This is a genomic window from Pantoea sp. EKM21T, from assembly GCF_011800405.1.
GTDB classification, from domain to species: domain Bacteria; phylum Pseudomonadota; class Gammaproteobacteria; order Enterobacterales; family Enterobacteriaceae; genus Pantoea; species Pantoea agglomerans.
Map to the genome: position 1 here is coordinate 152,463 of NZ_JAALFV010000008.1, position 17,767 is coordinate 170,229.

General features: G+C 58.0%; 11 protein-coding genes. 8 read left to right on the forward strand and 3 right to left on the reverse strand.

All coding sequences use genetic code 11. The features are described 5' to 3' along the window. Complete coding sequence (locus HFD87_RS17380) at positions 1-1,008, forward strand: glycosyl hydrolase family 8 (RefSeq protein ID WP_031590334.1); 1,008 nt, start codon at positions 1-3, stop codon at positions 1,006-1,008. A gap of 128 nt (positions 1,009-1,136) precedes the next feature. Here HFD87_RS17380 and bcsG read toward each other — a convergent pair whose 3' ends face one another. Genes bcsG through bcsE form a run of 3 tightly spaced genes read right to left on the reverse strand, consistent with a single transcriptional unit; the run spans position 1,137 to position 4,521 of the window. Continuing rightward, positions 1,137-2,798 carry a cellulose biosynthesis protein BcsG gene (gene bcsG, locus HFD87_RS17385; protein WP_050680407.1) on the reverse strand — a complete coding sequence of 554 codons (1,662 nt, stop codon included), beginning with the start codon at positions 2,796-2,798 and terminating at the stop codon, positions 1,137-1,139. Beyond that, on the reverse strand, positions 2,798-2,986 hold the full coding sequence (gene bcsF, locus HFD87_RS17390; RefSeq protein ID WP_010257418.1) for a cellulose biosynthesis protein BcsF: 189 nt from the start codon (positions 2,984-2,986) through the stop codon (positions 2,798-2,800). Before bcsF ends, bcsG begins: the two co-directional genes overlap by 1 nt. Further along, on the reverse strand, positions 2,986-4,521 hold the full coding sequence (bcsE, locus tag HFD87_RS17395) for a cellulose biosynthesis protein BcsE (protein WP_167423721.1): 1,536 nt from the start codon (positions 4,519-4,521) through the stop codon (positions 2,986-2,988). The genes bcsF and bcsE overlap by 1 nt, the downstream gene beginning before the upstream one ends. Before the next feature lie 206 nt (positions 4,522-4,727). Here bcsE and bcsR point away from each other — a divergent pair, with 206 nt between their 5' ends. From bcsR to HFD87_RS17430, 7 genes are all read left to right on the forward strand, one after another. Then, positions 4,728-4,925 carry a cellulose biosynthesis protein BcsR gene (bcsR, locus tag HFD87_RS17400; protein ID WP_010257416.1) on the forward strand — a complete coding sequence of 66 codons (198 nt, stop codon included), beginning with the start codon at positions 4,728-4,730 and terminating at the stop codon, positions 4,923-4,925. Further along, complete coding sequence (bcsQ, locus tag HFD87_RS17405) at positions 4,925-5,656, forward strand: cellulose biosynthesis protein BcsQ (protein WP_167423722.1); 732 nt, start codon at positions 4,925-4,927, stop codon at positions 5,654-5,656. The genes bcsR and bcsQ overlap by 1 nt, the downstream gene beginning before the upstream one ends. Continuing rightward, complete coding sequence (bcsA, locus tag HFD87_RS17410) at positions 5,653-8,256, forward strand: UDP-forming cellulose synthase catalytic subunit (RefSeq protein ID WP_167423723.1); 2,604 nt, start codon at positions 5,653-5,655, stop codon at positions 8,254-8,256. The genes bcsQ and bcsA overlap by 4 nt, the downstream gene beginning before the upstream one ends. A gap of 4 nt (positions 8,257-8,260) precedes the next feature. After that, positions 8,261-10,549 carry a cellulose biosynthesis cyclic di-GMP-binding regulatory protein BcsB gene (gene bcsB / locus HFD87_RS17415; protein WP_167423724.1) on the forward strand — a complete coding sequence of 763 codons (2,289 nt, stop codon included), beginning with the start codon at positions 8,261-8,263 and terminating at the stop codon, positions 10,547-10,549. Continuing rightward, entirely contained in the window at positions 10,542-14,009 is a 3,468-nt protein-coding gene (gene bcsC, locus HFD87_RS17420; protein WP_167423725.1) for a cellulose synthase complex outer membrane protein BcsC, read from the forward strand. Before bcsB ends, bcsC begins: the two co-directional genes overlap by 8 nt. Before the next feature lie 116 nt (positions 14,010-14,125). Continuing rightward, positions 14,126-16,132, forward strand: coding sequence for a biofilm formation regulator HmsP (gene hmsP / locus HFD87_RS17425; protein ID WP_074399317.1), 2,007 nt, complete (start codon positions 14,126-14,128; stop codon positions 16,130-16,132). Positions 16,133-16,357: 225 nt separating this feature from the next. Further along, positions 16,358-17,647: a dicarboxylate/amino acid:cation symporter gene (locus HFD87_RS17430; protein ID WP_010257403.1), complete on the forward strand. Its 1,290-nt coding sequence runs from the start codon at positions 16,358-16,360 to the stop codon at positions 17,645-17,647. Positions 17,648-17,767 lie beyond the last annotated feature (120 nt).

Sequence of the window (17,767 nt, forward strand, 5' to 3'; positions counted from 1 at the left end):
ATGAAACGTAATCCACTCTGGCGGGTCTGGCTCTGCTCTGTTTTACTGCTGGCCTGCAGCGCGCAGGCGAGTGCCAGCGGCTGGGAGACTTTTAAAAGTCGCTTTGTGACCTCAGAAGGGCGGATCACTGACACCGCCAATAACAACGTCAGTCATACCGAAGGCCAGGGTTATGGCATGTTGCTGGCGGTGGCCAACGACGATCGCGCCACCTTCGATCGGCTGTGGCAGTGGACGCGCAGCCAGCTGCGTAATCCGCAGACCGAGCTTTTTTACTGGCGCTACGTGCCGGGCAGTGACAACCCGGTCGCCGACAAGAATAACGCCGCGGATGGCGATGTGTTGCTGGCCTGGGCACTACAGCGTGCTGCACAGAAATGGCAGGTGGAGAGCTACCAGCAGGAATCTGACCGTATTCAGCGCGCCATTATCAGGCTGGATGTCACGAGCTTTGGCGGCCACACCGTGATGTTGCCGGGTGCGCAGGGCTTTAACAAAGTCAGTTATGTGGTGCTCAATCCCTCTTACTTCCTGTTTCAGGCATGGCGCGAGTTTGGTGAACACAGCCATCTTCAGGTCTGGGATAAGCTGATTAACGATGGCTTTGATCTGCTGGGTAAGCTGAGCTTTGGCAAAACCGGGCTGCCAATGGACTGGGTCGCACTGAATGCCGACGGTTCGGTTGCCCCGGCCGTCGGCTACTCGAACCGCTTCAGTTACGATGCGATTCGCGTGCCGCTGAACATCTGGTGGTATGACCCGCACAGTCTGGCACTGGTGCCGTTTCAGCGCGTCTGGCAGGGTTACAGCCGCATGCTGACACCCGCCTGGTTCGACGTGCTGGCGAATGCCCCAGCACCTTACCATCTTGAGGGCGGGCTGCTGGCGGTACGTGACCTGACGCTGAATGAAACCGGCTATCTGAGCGATAAGCTGGCTGCGGATCAGAACTACTTTTCTGCCAGTCTGCAGTTGCTGACCTGGCAGGCGTTTCAGGAGAAGCGCTGATAACTGGCAGAATGGCGGCACTGGCCGCTATTCTGCCATCGACAGCCACGCGCTCAACAGGGAGCAGGCGCCGCGCCTGACCCGCCTTTAACTGCCGGGTCACGGCTCTGCAACCCGGCGGTTACGCGTTACTGCGGATAGGCGACCCAGTCGCCGCCGTTCAGCCTGATCCAGGGTTTGCCCTGATACATCATCACCACTGCACCGTCATTTTCCGACACCACCGGCGTCTGTGGCAGCTTGTCAGTCAGCACCGACATATTCACATTCGGGGCATTAAATACCTGCCCATCTACGACGCGCGACACAATCTCTGACAAGGCCAGCAGGCTGGTCGGCGCATCAATGTTCAATGGCTGAGCCTGATGCGGCGCCTTCATTCCGACGAACTTAATGCCTACCGGTACGTGAGTAATATCCGGGCTGGGAATATCGCGCAAGCCGGACATCTGCATTTTGTCTCCCTGCAGCGCGGCACCGTGCTCGGGCACTACCAGTACCATGACGCGGCGGCCCGACTTCTCCAGCTGCGTCATAAAGGCATCAAGCTGATCGAATAGTAGTTGCGCGCGCGGTTTCCACGGTGCCGTTTTGGTGCTGCCGAGTTCACGGGTGCCGTCGTGCAGCGGGATCAGATTGTAGAAGGTGGCGCTGCGTGCATCGCTGCTTTTGCTGCGGTCGTCCAGCCAGCGCTGCATCAGTTGCGCATCATTGAATACCGGCGAGCCGTCGAATGATGTCAGTTCTGGTGCGATACCCGCCTGTGACATCAGCGGTGCCTGAATATCGCCGCCCTCACGCACCTCCTTCAGGTAGTTACCGAATACCCCAGTGTGATCCATCATCAACTGCTCTTTAAAGCCCAGCTTCGCCAGATTGTCGAACAGATAGCAACGCGGATCGGCAGGTTTATAGAGATCGCTATGCGAGGTCTGGCCACAACTGGCACGCAGCAGTCGGATACCCGCCGGTCCGCTGTAGCTGGTTGCGGCGTTGTAATTGCTCAGCATGATGTCGAAATGCTGCCACAGCGGATGGTTACGCAGCTGAGAAGCATCCATATCAGACCAGGCGAGCGAACAGATATTGATCACCAGGATGTCGAAAGGCTGCGAATCGGCAGGCAGATTGTCGGGAAAATGCGTCACGCGCTGGCGTTCACTTTCATGAAAGCGGTTCAGCCAGGCGGTGAGATTCGCGCTGGTCGGCGGCGCAGACTGCTCCAGTCCATCCGGCGTGGCGGCTGGCTGGCCGCCGCTGGGTGTCTGATTCAATACGACCTGTGGCGTAGCCGTCCGGGTCGGCAGCAGCGACATCGCCGGGCCAGCAATCGTCAGCACGTTAAGCCAGATCAGCATCAGGGAAACCAGCACCGTGATGCGAACCCATTGTGAAACAAACAGATAGAGAACCAGCAGCACAAAGGCGGCTCCCACCATTTGCCAGTTAATAAAGCGATCGGCCAGGTCGAGCAGATAGGCCGCAGAGAAGCCCGCCAGCTGATCGCCCTGGCTGAGTATGCTGCTGAGTCCTGGCAGCCAGGTGTCGTGCCAGAACAGCGCGATGCCAACCGGAATCGAGATCAACTGGCGGATGCGATGCAGGCGCGCCGAGGGTAACGGAAAAAGCAGCCAGGCGAGAAACACCAGATTGCTCAGGGCGTGAAAATTGAGATAGCCATACCACAGCAGGCCGAACTTCAGTAAAAAGTAGAAATTCCAGCCGCCCAGTCCGCGCCAGGAGGACCAGAAGCGGGAAGAGGAGGCCGCCGCGGGTTGATCAGTATTCATTAATTTTTTCTATCCGTTTCAGAGGATTGACGCTGCCAGTGACCTTCCGATTTAAGCGCGCGCGCTGGCAACAGACGATTCATGATGCCGTTCCAGCGACGGGGTAGCCATTTTTGATATAACGGCTTTAAAAACAGCAGGATAACCAGAATAAGTAGCGCAATTTGTACCCAGTCCATCAGATTCATCAGGCTTTGTTCTCCGGCAGTAAAGTGATGGGCTGCGGTGCAGCGCGTTCATGTGTTTCAGGCCGGCTCTCAACGGCGGCGCGGGCCGTCTCTGATACCGGTGCCAGATCCTGAATTGCCATCGGCGTCAGTTTCTTAATATTGCTGACTTCCGCAAGGATCCGATTATCCTCAAACCAGACCATCCGGTTAGCAAACAGCTCGTCGTGAGGCAGAGAAAAGATATATTTCAATGCCTTATCAAGGTCGTTATAGCGGCAGGAAGAGAGGAAAAGGATGACACGATCTTCCAGTACCGTGACCAGGTCGCCAAAGCGGCGCGGTTTACAGAGCGTCAGGATTTGCTGAGGCTTAAGCTGTGGCACCGGCCGCAACGCGACCAGCAGGCCCTTATCATTTTCCGGCAGCAGGGTATTGCTGATCAACTGGCCGACTGACTGACAGAAGGCATCGAGACGCAGGTAGCCTTTCTCATGCAGAGGCTGCAACGAAGCGGTTAACGCCTCAAGACTGGCTGGAACGCGACGGTTAAACACCTGTCCCTGAAGGCCCTCCAGCGTGGTCAGAAAGCGCGACATTGTGGCGTTGGTCGGGACGATGGCGTTTACACCGCAGGCCAGCAGCAGACGTTCGTCGCTATAACGCAGGCTTGCACCCATCTCGCGCACCACAATTTTCAGGCCGTTGCCGCGTGTACGACGCAGGCTGTGCACCATCTTCGCCAGTTCGTTGATATATTCGCTGCGGGTCAGGCTGAAAATCACCGTTGCGGCATTGGCCTGCTGCGCCCGCAACCAGACCTGCTCATTATCCTCGAACAGTTGCCACTGGCGTGAAAGCGGCGGCGCGCCCTCGAGCACGATGTTGTCCGCAAGATAATGCTGCTCGTCGTTGAGGCTTAGCGGTTCCTGCTTTTCATTTAAGGTAAAAAATCGCTCATTTTCACAGCCCAGACGTATTGCCCGATCGGCAAGCAGACGTTCCGCGGCATACCACCAGTTAATTCGATACTGCCAGCTATCCTGCTGAAAGCTCAAATGCGCAACGCCATCCAGCTGACGAAAATAACGCTGAAGATGATTACTCAGATTTATTATTGTGGTGCCGGAGGTCACGATTAAAAGGGTGAGCTTTCTTTTATGCAGCGTCTGACGCATGCCCTTTATCCAGCGGGATAATTCTGCGTCATCAAGCTTATCCCATTGCGCTGCGTTGCTATTAAATATCACTAACCCATTTTTACTGCCGAGCGTGCGCAGAAAATCACTTTCCAGCTGCAACAAACTGCCTTTGCTTTTGGAAAGAGAAAACAGCGGAATACGATCGGGTCCGCCAGGTGGGTCGGGCGTCAGCAAATCACGCGGCGGCTGGTCAGCGCTGATCAGCGTTACGGCCTGCTGATGTGAAATTACCTGTCGAATAAAAGTGCGGGCGTCATCCTGCCGCGCACAGGTCACCCAATAACAGCCGGGCGTTTGCAATGCCGTTAATTCAGGCTGAACATGCAACAGCCCCAGCGAAAAAGAATTTTTCATATTGAATTCGTTATTTTTCCAGTCCAGGCTAGCTTATTATAGACAGGCCGGGATGTAACCTGAGAAATTTAAACATTGCTAATCACAGGCCGGCTCACATTGTTCTGCAATTGCCGCGTTTCTGGAAATATTTTTCAACTTTCCTTTACGCGTACGCGCAGTCGGTCATCCTGAGTGTGACGTTGTTTTATTTTTGGCGAACAGTAATGAAAAACCACAATCTCTATAACCCTGTTGCCGCTGATGGCGATCGTCAGGATGATATTAGCGCGTTGCGCGATGCGTTTTCTTTGCACTCTTTCCGCTATGTCGACATTGCGCGTGAAGAGCGCCTGAAAGCGATCGTGTCGCGCTGGCCGCTATTAGCGGAAACCCTTGCCAGCCAGTCTGAGACCGATCGCTGATGCCACAGATCGCGCTTCAGGGCGTACGGGGCGGCGTCGGCACGACTTCTCTTTGTGCCGGATTAGGCTGGGCGCTGGCGGCACTCGGCGAACGAGTATTGTTGATCGATGGCTCCCCGGTCAGCCAGCTCGGCGTGCATTTTAATCTGCCCGCTCAGCAGGATAATGGCTGGATGAAAGCCCTGTGCGAGGGCGGTGACTGGCAGCACAGCGGGTTTCGCTATCCCGATGGTCCTGATTTGCTGCCTCACGGGGTGCTTTCCCATCAGCATGCTTTGACTATTGCCAGACAGAATGAGGCGATCGCCGCGCCGCTGCTCCAGGCATTACCGGACCTGCGGGCGCGCTATCAGTGGATTATTTTCGATCTGCCTGCCGATACCCTGCCCTGGCATGAAACGCTCTATCCGTCGCTGGACAGCCTGTTGTGCGTCACTCAGCCAGACGCGAATTGCCATTTACGGCTTAGCCAGCGCCAGTTTCCGGCGCGCACTCGTTTTATTATCAATCAGTTTAATGCCAACAGTCGTCTGCAGCAGGATCTGCATCAGCTCTGGATGGCCTCGCTGAATCCGCTGATACCGCTGCTGATCCACCGGGATGAGGCGCTGGCAGAAGCGCTGATGATGAAGCAGCCGGTCGGTGAATACCGGCCAAATGCGTTGGTCAGTGAAGAGATCATCACGCTGGCAAGCTGGCTGCTGCTCAATCTGAATGGAGTGAGCTCTTGAATCCGTTGTGCTGGCTGTTAACAGCGCCCGCCTGGCAATCGCTGCACAGGGGCTATACCACCGCGCGAGGCAATGGCGCGTCCCGCTTCGCCAGTGCGCTCCATCTGTTCTGGTCGGTGCTGGGCCTGATGCTGCTTCGCTTCGAAACACCAGGCTGGCAGCGGATTATTCAGCAGCGCCGCCGGCTCTATCCGCACATTTCGCCGGAGCGGCCGCGACCGCTGGATATCCTGCGTTATCTGATCCAGACGCTGTGGCTTTTGGTGATCCTGCCGCAGAGCGATCGCGCTCGTGGCTGTTTCCGTGGCCTCGGTGCGCTGTCTGGCTGGCGCCACCATGGCTACCGCTGGCTGGACAAGGCCGTTGCCCACTCACAGACCCAGGGAATCGATGTGCGCATCGAACACTGGCTGAAGCGGCTGTCGCCGCTGGTGCGACGCAGCCTCTTCGCCGTCACTGCCCTGTTTGCCACGTTGCTGGCGCTGCTCTGTATCAGCCAGCCGTTTGGCCTGATGACGCAGTTTATCTTTGTGGTACTGCTCTGGAGTCTGGCGATGCTGGTACGACGCATCCCGGGGCGTTTCCCGACCATGATGCTGATTGTGCTGTCGCTGACCGTATCGTGCCGCTACCTCTGGTGGCGCTATACCTCGACGCTGAACTGGGACGATCCGCTGAGTCTGGTGTTTGGTCTGCTGCTTATTGCGGCAGAGACCTACGCCTGGGTGGTGCTGGTGCTGGGCTATTTTCAGACGCTCTGGCCGCTTAATCGTCAGCCAGTATCGATGCCTGTCGATCGGGATCAGTGGCCAGGCATCGATCTGCTGGTGCCAACCTACAACGAACCGCTCAGCGTGGTCAGACCCACCATCTACGCTGCCATGGGCATCGACTGGCCGAAAGACCGCCTGAATATCTATCTGCTCGACGACGGCGACCGGCCGGAATTCCGCGACTTTGCCGCCAGCGTGGGTATCAACTATGTCGTCCGTCCCACCCATGAGCACGCCAAGGCCGGCAACATCAATCACGCGCTGAAAAAGTACTGCCGCAGCGAATTTGTGGTGATTTTCGACTGTGACCATGTGCCGACGCGCGCCTTTTTGCAGATGACCATGGGCTGGTTTATTAAAGATCCCCGGCTGGCGATGATGCAGACGCCACATCACTTCTTCTCGCCTGATCCGTTTGAGCGCAATCTCGGGCGGTTTCGTCGTACGCCCAATGAGGGTTCGCTCTTTTATGGGCTGGTGCAGGACGGTAATGATACCTGGGATGCCACCTTTTTCTGCGGCTCCTGCGCCGTGCTGCGCCGCAGCGCACTGGATGAAATTGGCGGTATTGCGGTGGAAACCGTTACTGAAGATGCCCATACCTCGCTGCGGCTGCACCGGCGCGGCTACACTTCGGCCTACATCCGCATTCCTCAGGCGGCCGGACTGGCGACCGAAAGTCTGTCAGCGCATATCGGACAGCGCATCCGCTGGGCACGCGGTATGGTGCAGATCTTCCGCCTTGATAACCCGCTATTTGGTAAGGGGCTGAAGTGGGTACAGCGGCTCTGTTATGCCAACGCCATGCTGCACTTTCTCTCTGGCATTCCGCGGCTGGTCTTCCTGCTGGCGCCGCTGGCGTTTCTGCTCTGTCATGCCTACATCATCTACGCACCTGCGCTGGCGATCGCCATTTATGTTTTGCCCCATATGCTGCATACCAGCCTCACCAACTCGCGTATTCAGGGACGCTGGCGACACTCTTTCTGGAGCGAGGTCTACGAGACGGTGCTGGCCTGGTATATCGCCCGGCCTACCACCGTGGCGCTGTTCAATCCTCATAAAGGGAAGTTTAACGTCACCGCAAAAGGCGGGCTGGTAGAGGAGGAGCATCTGGACTGGGTGATAACCAAGCCCTATATGCTGCTGGTGCTGCTCAACCTCGCAGGGGTTTTGATGGCGTTCTGGCGCATGCAGCACGGTCCGGCCAATGAGGTACTGACGGTATGGGTGAGCCTGATTTGGGTGCTCTATAACATGATTATTCTTGGCGGTGCGGTAGCGGTTTCGGTTGAAGCACGGCAGATCCGTGAGGCGCACCGGGTGGAGATCGCCATGCCGGCCGCCATTGCACGCGAAGATGGTCATATGCTGCCCTGTACGCTGCGTGACTACTCTGACGGCGGCGTCGGGCTGGAGATGCGCGAGCCGGATGCGCTGCGGGAGAATGAAAAAGTGTGGCTGCTGCTGCGTCGTGGTCAGCAGGAGTTCAGCTTCCCGTGCCAGGTGCAGCGTGTCTTTGGCCACCGGGCTGGCGTGCGTCTCCATCAACTGACCACTCAGCAGCATATTGAATTTATCCAGTGTACCTTCGCCCGCGCCGATACCTGGGCGCTGTGGCAGGACGGTTTTCCGGAAGATAAACCGGTCCAGAGCCTCGCCGATATCATGATCCTCGGTTTCAAAGGTTACCTGCGCCTGGCGGAATATGGCCCGCCGCAGTTACGTCGGCTGTTTAACCTGCTTACCGTTGGGGTGAGCTGGCTGGCTTCGCTGTTGCCGCAAGGCATCGGACGTGTGCCAGCTTCAAAAAACGCATTGAGTTGATGATATGACGATACCGAGAGTAAACAGGTGGTTTGCCGCTCTGCTGCTGGGCAGTGCAACGTTAAGCTGTGCCGCCGCGCAGGAGGACGCGCCCGCAAACATCAATGGTGTAACGCCTGTGCAATCTTTACCGCAGGATAACGGCGCACCGCTGCGGAACAGCCAGCTGAGCTTTGCCCAGCTGGCACCGCCGCCTGGCAGCATGACGCTGCGTGGCACCCGCACTACCGGACAGATTGAGTTCGGTGTGCGCAGCGATGAGGTGGTGACGCGCGCGTTGCTGAACCTCAGCTTTCGGCCTTCGCCCGCACTGCTGCCGACGCTGTCGCAGTTGAAGGTTTATCTCAATGATGAGCTGGTCGGTCTGATTACCCTGACGCCGGAACAGCTGGGTAAAGAGATCCAGACGCAGCTGTCGATCGATCCGCGTTATATCGCCGACTTTAACCGCGTGCGTTTCGAGCTGGTGGGCCACTACGCCAACGTCTGTGAAAATCCTGCCAATAGCGCAATCTGGCTGGATATCGGCAAACAGAGCGGCATCGATCTGACGCTGCAAAAACTGCCGCTGAAAAATGACCTCTCCCACTTCCCGGAACCCTTTTTTGATTCGCGGGATACGCGACCGCTGACTCTGCCGATGGTGTTCAGCGCCCAGCCGGATGTCACGCAGCAGCGGGCTGCCGCCATTCTTGCTTCCTGGTTTGGCAGCAAAACGGGCTGGCGCGGGCAGCGTTTCCCGGTGCTGTATAACCAGCTGCCGCAACAGCAGCATGCGGTGGTGTTTGCCACCAACGATGCGCGCCCGGACTTCCTGAAAGATCTGCCGCCGGTGACAAAACCCACAGTAGAGATTGTCAGCCAGCCCGATAATCCGTATGAAAAAATGCTGCTGATTCTGGGACGCAACGATGAGGACCTGCTGACAGCGGTTCAGGGTATCGCCCAGGGTGAGCTGCTGCTGCGCGGCGATACCTCTACCATCGACAGCGTGAAGCTGTTCTCCCCGCGCCAGGCTTATGACGCCCCTAACTGGGTGCGGACCGATCGCCGCACCACTTTCGCCGAACTGACGCAATATGAGAATCAGTTGCAGTCTGATGGGGTGCAGCCTAATCCCGTCAGCCTGACCCTCAATCTGCCGCCCGATCTCTTCCTGGTTCGCGCGCGCGGTATCGATATGGATCTGAGCTATCGCTATACCGCGCCTTTCCAGCCGGATGGCTCACGGCTGGCGGTCAACCTGAATAATCAGTTCATTCAGGATTATCCGCTGCCGCCGAAAAATACGACGGGTCAGCAGCTGCTGCATATTCCACTGATTCAGGGAATGCTGGACAAGAGCCATGAGCTGCTGATTCCGGCGCTGCGCCTCGGAGTGGTGAATCAGCTGCGCTTCGATTTTGATTACGCCAACATCACCATCAGCGGCAACGCGGATGGACGCTGTGAAACCGCAACGCCGATAACGCATCATGTGGTGGTGGACGACAATTCCAGCATCGATTTTTCCGGCTATCGCCACTACATCGAAATGCCGTCGTTGCGCGCCTGGGCGAATGCGGGCTTTCCGTTCAGCCGCTACGCCGATCTGGCGCAAACCCTGGTACTGATGCCGCCAAAACCCGATGCAGAGCAGGTCAGCACGCTGCTGAATACGTTGGGCAATATGGGTGCGCAAACCGGCTATCCGGCGCTGCGCGTTCAGTTGACCGATGACTGGGCCACGGCGAAGAAGCAGGATGTGGATCTGCTGATGATCGGCGTCATCCCCAAAGATCTTCAGGATGACCAGCGGATCCCGGCGCTGGTCGACGCCACCGCCAGCTGGCTGAAAGAGCCTGTGCGACAAATCACTCCGGAAGTGAACCCGCAAAGTCAGCGCGAGCAGGCGGCAGAAAGCACGACGACTATCAGCTCCCGCGGCCCGCTGGCAACGGTGATTGGCTTCCAGTCACCTTTTTACGATCAGCGCAGCGTTGTCGCGTTGCTCGCCGATGGCACGCCGCGTAGCTGGCAGTTGCTCAACGAGGCGATGGGTGACAGCGGCAAGCGTGGCACGATGTCTGGCTCCACCGTGGTGATCCGCGAGTCAGGGGTTAACAGTCTGCGCGTGGGAGAGAGCTACTACGTTGGTCATCTGCCGTGGTGGGAGCGTCTCTGGTCGCTACTCTCCGTCCATCCCTTCTGGCTGGCACTCTGCGCACTCTTTGTAGTGGTGCTGTTTGCGCTGATGACCTGGCGTCTGATGCGAATTATTACCCGTCGTCGTTTACTGGATGAAGATGAATAACGCACAGGTGCTGCGGGCAGGCATGCTGCTCGGCGCACTGAGTGCGCTGCCGGGGCTGGCTGCACCGGTCGACGGATCGGAGGTGTCGCCGGTCGAATGGTTGCTGTCACAGGTACGCACCGGCGAGTCGACCAACAAATATGATCTGGTGCAGCAATCGCTCTACCGGCTTGAGAAGATCGATCCCGATAATCCGCAGGTGCTGGCGGCTCGCCTGCGGCTGGCGCTGCGTCAGGGCGATATCCCTAAAGCGCAGATGCTGCTGGAGCAGCTGAAAAAGGTTGCGCCCGACTCCGCCGCGACGCGTGAATCCGCCGTCGGCCTGACGCTGATGTCGTCGGATGGGCGGCAGCAGCTGCAGCAGGCGCGCCTGCTCGCCACCTCGGGGCGCCTGGCGGAGGCGAAAAGTGCTTACGACGCGTTGTTCGGAGGGGTTTTTCCGGATGCGAACACGGCGCTGGAATACTGGCGGCTGCTGGCACGCATTCCCGGTCAGGAGAGCGTCGCTTACCAGCAGCTGCAGGCGCTGGAGCAGCGCTACCCGGGCAATATCGGGGTTGAGTTGCAAATTGCACGCATGGCATTTGATCAACAGCAGCCGGAGCAGGCGATAGCGCAGTTGAAAAAGCTGGCAAACAGCAACGGCGGACGCGCCGCCGCCGCCGATCTCTGGCTGCAGCAGATCAACGATCAGCCGGTCAGTGACAGCAGCGTGGCGCAGTTAAACGCCTACCTGGCTGTTTTTACCGACGGCGACGCACACCAGCAGGGCGCGGATGTGCTGGCGAAGCAGCAGGCGCAGCTCGCCGATCCCGCCTATCGCGAGCGGATGCGTGGCCTGGCGCTGGTCGAGGCGGGCGATGTGAATAATGCGATGGCAGCGCTTAGCCGGGCACTGAAGGATAACCCCAACGACGCCGAATTGATGGGTGCAATGGGGCAGACTCAGGCACGCGCCGGCCATCGTGATGTGGCGGTGCTCTGGCTGGAACGCGCCGTTGAGGCGGGCAAGCAGAGCACGCTGATCGGCAAATGGCAGTCACTGCTGCAGACTAACCGTTACTGGCTGGCGGTCGAACAGGGCGACAAGGCGCTGGCGCAGCATGACGTTGAGGGGGCCGAACGCGCTTATCGCGCCGCACAGAAAATTGATAGCACCGACAGCTATGCCCTGATTGGCCTGGGCGATGTGGCGATGGCGCGTAAAGATGCGGCAGGTGCCGAACTGTTCTGGCAGCATGCGCTAAGGCTGGACGCGACCAACACGACCACCGTGCGTCGCCTGGCCGGGCTTTATCAGGCCGAGTCGCCTGCCCGCGTCATGCAGTTTATCAGTACGCTACCCGCCGGGCAGCAGCGCGAGATGGCGGGAACGTTGCGCGCGCTGCGCAGTGACAGCCTGCGCGCCGAGGCCGATGCGCTCGCCCGGCAGAATAAATGGCCGCAGGCGGCAGAGAAGTATCGGGCGGCGCTGGCGCTGCAGCCGGATGACGTCTGGCTCAGTTATCGGCTGGCGAGCGCGCTACGCGACGGTGGGGCCATCCAACAGGCGGATGCGCAGATCGCGACGCTGCAACAGCAGCATCCCGGCGATGCGACCGCGCTCTACGCCGCCGCGCTCTACCTTTCCAGCCGGGATAATGATGACGCCGCACTGGCAACGCTGCATCGCCTGCCTGAAACGCAGTGGAACAGCAATATGCATGAGCTGGCTGACCGGCTCGGGCAGGATAAAATTTTTGCCAGCGCCGAAGCGCTTCGTGCGGCAGGGCAGGAGCGGGCAGCGGTGACGCTGCTTTACCAGCAGCCGGTTTCCAGCCAACGCGACCTGACGCTGGCCGACTGGGCGCTGGCTCGCGGGGACGCGCAGCAGGCACTGGAGACCTATCAGCAGGTGCTATCGCGCGAGCCGGATAGCGGCGATGCGGCGCTGGGACGAATCGAAGCGCTGGTCGCGCTCCAGCGCAACAGCGAAGCACGACAGGCACTTGAGCAGCAGCCAGCCCAGCCCAACACTCTTAATGCCGATCGCCGCGCCGCGCTGGCATGGCAGGCGGTGGGCGAAACCACGCAGGCTGCCGTGCGCTTTGCCAGCCTGAAGCAGCGCGCTGCGTCACTGCCGCCATCACAGGATAAGGCACTGGTGTTTCGTGATGCGGCACGGCTGGAGCGCGCGCAGCAGCAGCCAGAGATCGCGCTGGCGGATTATCGTCAGGCGATGACGGCCATCGGTATCGGCAGCGGCGAAAGTATCAGCCGCGCGACACGCTCTCAGGAACAGGATGACTGGTTGAAGCGCAGTATTCGCAGCGACACCGCAGATCTCTATCGTCAGCGTGAGACCACGCTGACGGTGCAGCAGGACTATTCGCGCAATAAGGGTACGGCTGGGGTCTCCGACTTTACTGCCCATACCACCATGCTGCAGGCGGAAAGTCCGTTTGCCGACGGACGCGGCTTTTTCCGTCTCGACCAGGTGGACGTCTCGGCAGGAAGTTTTACCACCCGCAACGGCAGCTTCGACGAGCAGTTTGGTAGCTGCGACGACGCCAGTTCCGGCGGATGCAGCCGCGATGCCAGTCAGCGCGCCGAGGGCACTGCGCTGGGCGTCGGCTGGCATAATGACCGCTGGTCAGCGGATCTGGGTACCACGCCGCTGGGCTTTGAGGTGACCAACTGGACCGGCGGACTGAGCTGGAAAACTGACGTCAGGGATCTTGGCGTGACGCTGACCGCCTCGCGACGGCCGATCGCCAGTTCGCTGCTTTCCTACGCGGGCGCGCGCGATCCATCAGCCAACGGTGGAAAAAGCTGGGGCGGCGTAGTGGCAACGGGTGGCAGCATCGGGCTGAGTTACGATCAGGGCGGCGCACACGGTGTCTGGGGCGACATCAGCGCGCATCAGATCACCGGTAAAAACGTTGCGGATAATAGTCGCGAGCGCTTAATGGCCGGCTACTACTACAAGCTCATTAATAGCGATAATCGCCGGGCCACCGTCGGGCTTAACAGTATGCTCTGGCACTATCAGAAGGATCTCAGCGATTACACCTTCGGGCAGGGCGGCTACTACAGTCCGCAGCAGTATCTCTCCTTTTCCGTGCCGGTCACCTGGCGACAGCGGACAGAAAACTGGTCGTTCGACCTGGGCGGCTCGGTTTCCTGGTCACATTCGAAAACCGATGCGCAGCAGCGCTATCCGGTCAATCCCGGCTTTACCCTGGCCAGCAATCCCGTTTCCGCCAGCAGCACCGGCAGCGGCACGGGGTATACGCTGCAGGGCGTGGTTGAACGTCGTATCACGCCCGACTGGTTTATCGGGGTGGGCGTCGATATTCAACAGGCGAAAGACTATACCCCAAGTCACGGGCTTATCTACGTGCGTTACTCTGCCGCTGGCTGGGAAGGGGATCTGGATATGCCGCCACAGCCGCTGACCCCTTACGCGGATTTCAAATAATCCCGACCGGGAAAAAGCCGGACTTTTCAGACGGTAAAAAAGTCAGTTTATGGGATATACTGGCCGGCATTGTACTGTCTGCTATCTGGGCTTTTTTCATCGACAGGAGAATATTTTTGCGCGTAAGCCGGTCACTTACGATAAAGCAGATGGCGACAGTTTCGCTGGTTGCGGTTATCACCATCAGCATCTTTATCGTCATCCAACTGTTTCATTTTGTGCAGCAGCGCAGGATTGACTATGCCCAGCAGATGGAGAATATCGCACACACCGTCCGCCAGCCGCTGTCGGAAGCGGTACTGCGCGCCGATATTTCTCAGGCTGAACGTATTCTCCATTCACTGAAACCTGCCGGTATTTTATCGCGCGCCGATGTGGTGTTGCCGAATGCGTTTCAGGCTCTGCATGCCGACTTCGAAACGGAGAAACCGGTGCCGCGTCTGGTGGCGCGACTGTTTGAGCTGCCGGTGCAGATTACCCTGCCGCTCTATTCAGTGGAAAATACCGGGATGCCGAAACCGCTGGCCTATCTGGTGCTGCAGGCTAACTCGACGCGCGTCTACCAGTTTATTCTCAGCACGCTCTCGACAATGATTATCACCTATCTGCTGCTGGCACTGATCCTGTCAGTGGCGATCAGCTGGTGTATCAACCGGCTGGTGGTGCATCCGCTGCGCAATCTCTCGCGGGAGCTGCAGGAGCTGCCGCCGCAGTCGATTCTGACGCATAAGCTGTCACTGCCGCAGAGCCACCGCGATGATGAAATCGGCATGCTGATCCGCAGCTACAACCGCAATCAGCAGGTGCTGGAGTCGATACATGATGAGATGAGCCGGCTGACCACCCATTTTCCCGTGACCGATCTGCCCAACCGTACCCTGTTTCTGGCGCTGGTCGAGCAGTTCATGAGCAGCCCGGAACAGCCGCTGGGGCTGATGGTGATCCGCATTGAAACCCTGCAGGAAGCCAACGGCGTATTAAGCGATGAGCAGCGCGATACGCTGATGCTGACGCTGGTGGAGAAGATCCGTAATACGCTGGATGACCATACTCTGCTGGCGCAGACCGGGACCAGCGACTTTGTTCTGTTAATGAAGCGCGCCAGCAATCCATTCCGCGCCCTGCGTCTGGCCCGTAACCTGATGATTCGCCTTAATCAGCCGGTCAACCTCTATCAGCTGCAGCTGCGTCCTAACGTCAGCATTGGTCTGGCGCTGCGCGATGATCAGCCGCTGAGCGCCAGTGATCTGCTTGGCCGCGCGACCTCAGCGATGATGTCGGCCCGTCATCAGGGCAAAAATCAGATCCTGTTCTTTGACGCCGCGTTAACCGAGCGCGCGCAAAAACGTCTGACCCAGGAGCATGATATTCTGCAGGGGTTGCACAATGAGCAGTTCGCCCTCTATCTGCAACCGCAGGTCGATATGCGCACCGGCACGTTAGTCGGCGCGGAAGCGCTGCTGCGTATGCGCCAGCCAGACGGCAGCTACGGTCTGACCGAAGAGTTTATTGCCAGTGCCGAAGAGATTGGCGTGATTAGCGCGATTGGCCGCTGGGTGTTTGAAGAGGCGTGCCGCATTCTGGCAGGCTGGCAGCGACAGGGCATTATGTTGCCGCTGAGTGTGAATATTTCCGCTGTGCAACTGCGTGACTCGGGCGTGGTCTCTCATCTGCAATCCCTGCTGACGCGCCACCGCATCGCACCTGGCACCTTCGTGCTGGAAGTGACAGAGACGGCTCAGCTTGATGATGCTGAACAGGCGATATCGATGCTGCGGATGTTGCAGCAGACTGGCGTAGCCGTGGCTCTGGACGATTTCGGCATGGGCTACTCCAACCTTAACTACCTCCATCAGCTGAAAGCGTTGCCGGTTAACAAGCTGAAGATGGATCGCAGCTTCGTGGCGGCGCTGCCGCATGACGACACCATGGTCTGCATCGTGGCGGCCATCGCCGAGATTATCCATCTGGAGGTGATTGCCGAAGGCGTGGAGACAGCGGAACAACGCGACTGGCTGCTGGCGCGCGGCATCTCTATCGGACAGGGCTATCTGTATGCTGAAGCGCTGCCTCTGACCCGATTCAATCAGGCATGGATCGAAAACTCCTCACTACCGCAATAATTGCCTGATTCATTGATTTTGCGAGAATTTTAGTTACAAAACCCCCTGCTGAAGCGTTTCAGTTCAGAATTACGATCCCCGGGTTTCCTGGGCCTTTGTCACCCTGTATTAATCACGTAAACAGAGTGTTATTTTCGGGTTACTGTCAGGCGCCACCTCTGTTGCCCGCCAGTCACAATAACGAATCCGACAACATCACCTCACGGCGTTAGTGGACACCTGTTTATGAAAACCTCACTTTTTAAAAGCCTTTATTTCCAGGTGCTGATGGCGATTGGCATCGGCGTTTTGTTAGGCCATTTTTACCCGGAGTTAGGGACCCAGATGAAGCCGCTGGGAGATGGCTTTGTTAAGTTAATCAAGATGATTATCGCCCCGGTAATTTTCTGTACCGTGGTGACCGGCATCGCTGGCATGGAAAGCATGAAAGCGGTTGGACGGACCGGCGCGGTTGCACTGCTCTATTTTGAAATTGTCAGCACCATCGCGCTGATTATCGGCCTGATCGTGGTGAACGTGGTGCAGCCAGGTGCCGGGATGAACGTTGATCCTGCCACGCTGGATGCCAAAGCCGTGGCGATTTACGCGCAGCAGGCAGAACAGCAGGGCATCGTCGCTTTCCTGCTGGATGTCATCCCCAACAGCGTGATTGGCGCCTTTGCCAGCGGCAATATTCTGCAGGTGCTGCTGTTTGCCATTCTGTTTGGTTTTGCCCTACATCGTCTGGGTAACACTGGCACGCTGATTTTCAACGTGATTGAAAGCTTCTCAAAAGTGATTTTCGGCATCATCAACATGATCATGCGTCTGGCACCGATAGGGGCATTTGGCGCGATGGCGTTCACTATCGGCAAGTATGGCGTGGGCTCACTGGTGCAGCTCGGCCAGCTGATTATCTGCTTCTACATCACCTGTATTCTGTTCGTGGTGATCGTGCTGGGGCTGATTGCACGCCTGTTCGCCGGATTCAGCATCTTTAAGTTCATCGCCTATATCAAAGAAGAGCTGCTGATTGTGCTGGGCACTTCCTCTTCCGAGTCTGCGCTGCCGCGCATGCTGGATAAGATGGAGAAGCTGGGCTGCAAGAAATCGGTAGTAGGGCTGGTGATCCCCACCGGTTACTCCTTTAACCTGGACGGCACCTCGATTTACCTGACCATGGCGGCAGTATTTATCGCTCAGGCGACCAATGCGCACATGGACATTTTCCATCAGATTACGCTGCTGGTGGTGCTGCTGCTCTCCTCCAAAGGCGCGGCGGGGGTAACCGGGAGCGGATTTATCGTGCTGGCGGCGACGCTCTCTGCGGTGGGACATCTGCCGGTGGCGGGTCTGGCGCTGATTCTTGGTATCGACCGCTTTATGTCCGAAGCCCGTGCGCTGACCAACCTGATCGGTAACGGTGTGGCGACTGTGGTGGTGGCGAAGTGGGTCGATCAGCTGGATCATAAACAGCTGACCGACACGCTGGCAGGCCGGAATAAGGAGAATAAAGCGTCTGAATCTTCAATTTAATCATTGAATTTCACTTAAATCCCCACAAATGCCCGCTGTCGCTTGCCCTGACAGCGGGCATTTGCATAATAAACCCCACTTGTTTTTTTTGACGTTTTTCACTTCGTTACGCGACATCCT

Excerpts from the sequence above, each read along its gene's own strand:
- HFD87_RS17430 (WP_010257403.1), top strand. The coding sequence starts at position 16,358 with ATGAAAACCTCACTTTTTAAAAGCCTTTATTTCCAGGTGCTGATGGCG.
- bcsB (WP_167423724.1), top strand. The coding sequence starts at position 8,261 with ATGACGATACCGAGAGTAAACAGGTGGTTTGCCGCTCTGCTGCTGGGC.
- bcsF (WP_010257418.1), bottom strand. The coding sequence starts at position 2,986 with ATGAATCTGATGGACTGGGTACAAATTGCGCTACTTATTCTGGTTATC.
- bcsE (WP_167423721.1), bottom strand. The coding sequence starts at position 4,521 with ATGAAAAATTCTTTTTCGCTGGGGCTGTTGCATGTTCAGCCTGAATTA.
- bcsQ (WP_167423722.1), top strand. The coding sequence starts at position 4,925 with ATGCCACAGATCGCGCTTCAGGGCGTACGGGGCGGCGTCGGCACGACT.
- bcsC (WP_167423725.1), top strand. The coding sequence starts at position 10,542 with ATGAATAACGCACAGGTGCTGCGGGCAGGCATGCTGCTCGGCGCACTG.
- HFD87_RS17380 (WP_031590334.1), top strand. The coding sequence starts at position 1 with ATGAAACGTAATCCACTCTGGCGGGTCTGGCTCTGCTCTGTTTTACTG.
- bcsR (WP_010257416.1), top strand. The coding sequence starts at position 4,728 with ATGAAAAACCACAATCTCTATAACCCTGTTGCCGCTGATGGCGATCGT.
- bcsG (WP_050680407.1), bottom strand. The coding sequence starts at position 2,798 with ATGAATACTGATCAACCCGCGGCGGCCTCCTCTTCCCGCTTCTGGTCC.